Genomic DNA, 6,000 nt, shown 5'->3' with positions numbered 1-6,000 from the left:
ATTTCTTTTAAACAAATAACATTATCTTATATTAACAAGATTATGTTCTGATTGTGCCAGCTGGTAAACTAATTTTTACAAGTTTAGGTTTTTTATACATATGTGAACCTCCTTCCCAGCGACCTTGAGAAACCCCAGTTCATAAATTAAGCTATTTCCTCAATTAGTTCGTTTTTTAATAAATCCTCAATGAATGCCTTGATTTCATCCTCAATATTTTCAACTTTATAATGAGACTTAATAGAATTCACAACATTTTCAATGGAATTTCCTGAACCAATTTTTTCCCAAACTAATTGACCTACCTCATCAAGCTTGAAAGCATCGTCTTTTAATAGTACATAAGCAGAATCATTTAGTACCCTGTATGTTGCAAATATATTTTGAGCAACTTTATTCATTATATTTTATCCTTTCTCAATAACATATTTTGGGTTTTTACATTTAAATCCTGGCAACAACGTATAACTTTTATTACATATTTTCTTAAATCCAATACATCATTTGTATTCTTGGGTTCAATCAAAAGATTCATATAGTCATCAATTAGGTTTTGATCACTATAATTAGCAGAAAATCTTTGTAACTTTTTATAAATCCACTTGTTACTTGGATTTGTTTCACCATGCATGCTCAGAAATCCATTAACAGCTTCATTTAATAATAATCTAGACATTATAAAAGCCGTTTCTTCCTCTTGTGAGGAAAGGGCCCCCTCAATGTCTTCAAGAATATTTCCATATGCTTCCGATTTAATAGAAGCATAGTAAAATGCTAGGTTTTCAAAATTAATATTCGAAAACAACTCATTAAAACTTTGTTGATTATATATTGGTTTTGCATATTTCAACCTATGTAATAAGTCATATTCGTTTAAAGAAAAAGTTTTAACTAAATTAGGATCAGCAGGATTTAAATTATTTAGTTTAAACAGAAGATTATCCCAATCTTTAAGTGTCCAATATTCATAGTCGTACCTGACACCATTATCAATGAAATTATTAATAAAATGGGTATCTTCTCTAAGTGATCTTCCTTGGTTTTTAGTATCTTCTATAGAAGGCAAATCTCCATCGATAATAACATATACATCGACATCTGAAGTTTTATTACCAAATCCTTCCATCAAAGAACCTGCAACATATACATATAGAACGTCTGATTTAACAAGATTTTCTAGAATAAGTTTTTCATTAATAGGTACTGTATTATGTAAGTCTAAACTCAATATATTTCCCTCCTGCTTTAATAGTTCTTTTAAATCCCTCTTACGTATATATGTTAATATATATACGTTGAAAAAACAACAAAAATTTACAAAAAAAACAGCATTTATGATAAAGTAGTATTTTTTTTTTATCTAAAGTATTGTATGTAGGGGTGTTTTGAAACTTATTAATAGATATCTATACTCTACATAATTGGGTAGCACCACACATCCATCAACTTAAAGGTAATGATTCTAATTTACCTAGTTAAAAATTTTTCTGGATATAACTTCTCATACGGGTTTTGTTGCAAAGTTTCTTAACAAGAAAAAAATTATGTTGCGTACAATTGAATGGTATGTAATTGCTGTAATTCATTGTATGTCGAAAAAACGCAGTTTGGTTGTAAACTGTGCTTTCGCTTATATAAAGCATGCATTGTTTCGATTCCTTCCAAATTTGATAGACTAGTCTTCCATACTCATGAACTCAGCGCATGATGGTTGTTGGATGAACAAAGAAATTGAGTTTAATATATAAAACCGAGATGCCCCATTTTTTCGGTTCAAGGGTATCTCGGTTTTGTTAGCTTGATCGCGATGTTGCTATATCCCAACTTAACGGTTGGCTAATACTAGGGACTGTTTTATAATAATAAAGAATTTAATTGTTTGTTTTTTCAGATAAAAAACCCAATTATACAACCAATTCTAAAAAAGGAGTGATAGCATGAAATTCCGGGAATCAAACATGCCGACTGAGGAATTATGGGACAGTTTTTTTGACCCTAAACATGTATTGGATGAAATGGGCTTCACAAAGGGTATTGAACATTACATAGATATATGCTGCGGTTATGGTACATTTTTAATTCCAGCTTCAACACTTATCTCAGGAAACGCAGTTGGAATCGATATTGATATAGACTATCTTGAAATATGCAAAAAAAATATTGCTACACACTCTTTGAAAAATGCACATCTCATATGTGGTGATATGCGTTCTTCAAAGACTATTGAGGAAGTTCAAAGTATTGTTCCAAAGGCAAAGTATGTTAGTCTATTTAACATACTTCATTGTGAAAACCCTATTGAACTATTGAAAACCGCTGAAAAATTGGTAGCAGAAGATGGAAAAATCGGGGTTATTCATTGGATATATGCAGATACACCGAGAGGACCTGCATTGAATATCCGACCGAAGTCGGAGGACATTATTAAATGGGCAACAGAGGTAGGACTGTCTCTCAAAAAACAAGTTGAACTCCCACCTTATCATTTTGGACTCATATTTGAAAAACAAATTTAGAAACAAAGGAACCTTTTCGGTTCTGTTGCAAAGTTTGAAAAAAGTATAAACAGGTTGATAAATGAGGAGAAATGTTTAGGAAGTGGTTAGTAATTTTTGGAGTTACAATAACAAGCGATTTCAAAAGAAATTAAACAACCTTAGTTCTGTTGTTTTTCGAACTAAGGTTGCTTAATGAAAAGACAGACACCGAATTTTTGATTGTCTACTTGACAGGGGTAAGACCACAATGCATAGATCATCTTTTTAAAGATATCTTTGAAAATGGATACAGATTACTTTCCGGATGCCATTATTGTACATAAAATTACATTTTACAATTCGTATTTTCTAATTATTTCATCTAAAGATTCTCTTAAGAGCGATGCCTCTGAACGGTTGAGCTTTTTTGATAAGTTATTTAACCTTGAAAGTTGAATTGGGGAATAATAATTGCTTTTTAGCTTCATTTTTGGGACATCTACAATAGAAATATTATTTCTTCCATTCTGTTTACTTTGAAATAAAGATTCTTCTAGGTTTCTTAGAATTTCTACATAATCCTCCCCATGTTTAGGATATTCTGCAATACTGGCACTAAAAGTCATATTCATGGTATTGAGAAATAGCGATTTTATTTCGAATATTTTTCCTATTACGTTTTCTAAACTCATCCCCTCAAAAATAATACAAAATTCGTCTTTACCGAGATAATGACAGTTTATAGCTAAATTTTCAATAAAAAAGTTATAAATGGTTTCGATTAACTTGTCTTCCTCATGCTCTATTTTATTTTTATGAAAATGATCTAAATCTATTAATACTATTGTAGATGACTTTATTTGCTTAAAGACCTTTTCCATGTCAATCATTAGGTCATTATAATTACGTATTTTACTATACATATTAATTCTCCTCATGCTCTTATTGATTAGGATTTTTTTGATATACATTCCGGATATTAGAAATCTTCACCCTAAACAATACCATAAAAAGAGATCTTTTGGCATACAAACTTTATCTCGAATCAGGACAAACACATGAGAGATATGGATCTGTTGCAAAAATCATTTGATAGAAACATAGAACATACACAGTCTATTGAATTCCAGATTATGATGCAATTCCAAACAAATTATGTACAAATTCAACTTCACCTGTTGGTGAAGTTGTCCTTTTTTTAGCATATGCATGGTTTCGACACCCCAAATATAGAGATTGCTGTCGTGAATTACCCGCCACTTAACGTCCTAACGGACTGTCTGAAGTGAGGGTTTCTCGGTTAGTCGTTACTTTTGATAGTTAACGAATTAGTCCTTAGACAACCGAGCTAACTCCCTTGTTCCAAAGGTTATTTTATTGCTATTTATGCTAACGCTAATATAGTTTTATCGACTCTCCATGAATCATTTGTTGACTTAAGATGATATTGTACTTTCTCTTCTAATCGAGTTTCATATTGCTGAACCCATCTCATAATCGTTGTGTGAGCAAGGGATAATCTTCTTTTCTCCATCATTTCCACTAGGTTACGAAAGCTCAAATTGTACCGTAGGTACCACCTTACCATTAATAAGATTAGTTCCGGCTGCTAATGCTTCCATTTGAACAAATCCCCTTTTTCCATACTGATCACACACCTTTTCTAGAGTCATACTATCAGTACGTCCAAGCTTAAGAGATTACCCGCAAGAATGTTGGAGAGGAACCATAAAAAGCCCCTTTAGTTAATAAAGGGACTTTTCTAGGTTTCTAGATATGACTACTGATAGGTAGTAACATTTTTAAACTCCATCTTTTTGCACCAAGACTGACTAGAACAGAAACTATGTTACTAGGTCTTTTAGCCTTTTAAAAAATTTTAAGAATTTTAATTCTATCGTTTAAGGAGTAAAAGTTTGTTCCATAAACATGTCCACATAATATGGAACAATAGCTCCTGCTTGTTGAGCATTTGCTGCATGGTTTGCTACTAGAGTAATATATTTAGTAGGAAAAGCTGAAGGTAGAGGATCTACTTTATCATAGTCATATGTATCATGAATTCCAATATATACTTTCCAAGAACTTTTTCCAGGTTGTTTTTCTGCCATCCAATCATATGAAAACTTACCAACTGTTAAATAAAAATCTAATCCTGAATTTCCAATACTAGTTGCAGCACTTTTACCCATACCGCCAATTACATTTCCGCCCTGACTATTTGTCTTTTTAATTTGTTGAGCCATTTCTACTGAAATCTGTGTATAGATTTTTGTTAAGGAGAACGCATTAGATAAAGAACTACCTACAGGGTACTTTCTATCACCAGGGTTATCTTGTAAAGAATGCCTTAAAAAGTTACCAGCAGTTGGACAATCTAATGTTCCCATAGCAATTGCTAATGCATTGAATTCAGAGCGATACCATGATTTGGAATTTAAAGCAGCTCGTTGTATAGGTGCCATATTAGACTGTGTGTTATTTACAGAATTTAAAGATGATTCTTGTTGCATAATATTATAGTTTTCAGCGGCGCTAGCTTGAGATTTTTTAAGTTTATCACCTATTGCTTTAGCTTCATCGCCATATACGATTTTACTAGAACCTGTTTCTACAGGCTCAGTAACTTTAAAAGTCTGAGATTTTCCATCCCATGGATTCTTAATATTTGAACCTTCTGACATTACATAATTTGTATCATTAGGTTCGGCGGCAAATGAAGTAACAGGACTTAGTGATACTGACATAAGTAAAGCAGCAATTGAAGTTGTTCTTAAAATTTTTTTCAATTATTATACACCCCTTTTTTTATGTTTAATAAATACTATAAATATACTAATCAACCATTTATAGGAAATATCAACTTCTTTATATTAACATATCGAGATAATGATTTGCAAATGTTTTCTGAAATATGATAATCTTAATATAGTTCTTGAAATTAGTAGTGAGGATACATACTAAAAGGAGGATAGAAAATTTTGAAAAATAATTTGTTAAAATTAATTGGTAAATCAATGATAATAGTTATATTGTGTTTCGTAGTTGCTTTTTCTATCTTTCAAATTATTTTCATTTGGGGTGTTGCTACAGGATTAGGAAGAGATGATGTAGTTGGATTTTCTAATAATAAATATGTTATTGGCCGCCCACCAGTAAGTTATAACCTCTATGAAAAAAACAGTGGAGAAACTATATTAGATAATGTTATAGGGTATAAAACGGGGAAAGTTAAAAGTTATATTAAAAATGATATAGAATACGTAGTAATAGATGAGAAGAAGGGGGATTATGTGAAAAACAAATTAGGAGATGCTTCTAAAGAAGACATGGAGCAGCTAAAAAAAATACAGGCATTGGAATAAGAGAGTATCATTTAGTTATAAGCAAATAATGGCTTTTGCAATTATTCTGTTTTTCAGCATATTGCTTACTTGTAGATTCTCAATACCAATTACTATATAAATATCGTCTTACTGCTTATATTTTTTCTTTTGAAGAAAATTTAGGCATAAAAAACTGC

The 6,000-nt window shown here is 31.3% G+C and carries 7 protein-coding genes and 2 pseudogenes; 2 read left to right on the top strand and 7 right to left on the bottom strand.

The annotated features are described in order from the left end of the window. Window positions 1-146: 146 nt before the first annotated feature. The 3 genes and pseudogenes from JDS92_RS22785 to JDS92_RS31615 form a co-directional block, all read right to left on the bottom strand. Window positions 147-401 (bottom strand): PqqD family protein, encoded by a 255-nt coding sequence (locus JDS92_RS22785; RefSeq protein WP_097959064.1) that lies wholly within the window; start codon window positions 399-401, stop codon window positions 147-149. Continuing rightward, on the bottom strand, window positions 401-1,228 hold the full coding sequence (locus JDS92_RS22780; RefSeq protein WP_199632548.1) for a hypothetical protein: 828 nt from the start codon (window positions 1,226-1,228) through the stop codon (window positions 401-403). Before JDS92_RS22780 ends, JDS92_RS22785 begins: the two co-directional genes overlap by 1 nt. 314 nt (window positions 1,229-1,542) lie before the next feature. After that, window positions 1,543-1,665: pseudogene (locus JDS92_RS31615) on the bottom strand (IS6 family transposase); the annotation flags it as partial. A 272-nt stretch (window positions 1,666-1,937) separates the two neighbouring features. Between JDS92_RS31615 and JDS92_RS22775 the strand changes: the two are divergent. Continuing rightward, window positions 1,938-2,516 carry a class I SAM-dependent methyltransferase gene (locus JDS92_RS22775; protein WP_097959066.1) on the top strand — a complete coding sequence of 193 codons (579 nt, stop codon included), beginning with the start codon at window positions 1,938-1,940 and terminating at the stop codon, window positions 2,514-2,516. 314 nt (window positions 2,517-2,830) lie between these two features. Here the strand turns inward: JDS92_RS22775 and JDS92_RS22770 are convergent, their stop codons facing one another. From JDS92_RS22770 to JDS92_RS22760, 4 genes and pseudogenes are all read right to left on the bottom strand, one after another. Next, window positions 2,831-3,400 (bottom strand): diguanylate cyclase, encoded by a 570-nt coding sequence (locus tag JDS92_RS22770; protein WP_179861541.1) that lies wholly within the window; start codon window positions 3,398-3,400, stop codon window positions 2,831-2,833. A gap of 473 nt (window positions 3,401-3,873) precedes the next feature. Further along, window positions 3,874-4,065: pseudogene (locus JDS92_RS22765) on the bottom strand (IS6 family transposase); the annotation flags it as partial. Continuing rightward, complete coding sequence (locus tag JDS92_RS31275; RefSeq protein ID WP_274606226.1) at window positions 4,025-4,150, bottom strand: hypothetical protein; 126 nt, start codon at window positions 4,148-4,150, stop codon at window positions 4,025-4,027. The pseudogene JDS92_RS22765 and the gene JDS92_RS31275, both read right to left, overlap by 41 nt. A 228-nt stretch (window positions 4,151-4,378) precedes the next feature. Next, window positions 4,379-5,266 (bottom strand): hypothetical protein, encoded by an 888-nt coding sequence (locus tag JDS92_RS22760; protein ID WP_242476022.1) that lies wholly within the window; start codon window positions 5,264-5,266, stop codon window positions 4,379-4,381. A gap of 228 nt (window positions 5,267-5,494) precedes the next feature. On the opposite strand from JDS92_RS22760, the gene JDS92_RS22755 reads away from it, so the two are divergent. Further along, window positions 5,495-5,842 (top strand): hypothetical protein, encoded by a 348-nt coding sequence (locus JDS92_RS22755; protein WP_374191345.1) that lies wholly within the window; start codon window positions 5,495-5,497, stop codon window positions 5,840-5,842. Window positions 5,843-6,000: the final 158 nt, after the last annotated feature.

Origin of the sequence: Bacillus cereus group sp. N12, from assembly GCF_016483575.1 — a bacterium.
GTDB classification, from domain to species: domain Bacteria; phylum Bacillota; class Bacilli; order Bacillales; family Bacillaceae_G; genus Bacillus_A; species Bacillus_A toyonensis.
This window is presented reverse-complemented; position numbering and strand designations above follow the sequence as displayed.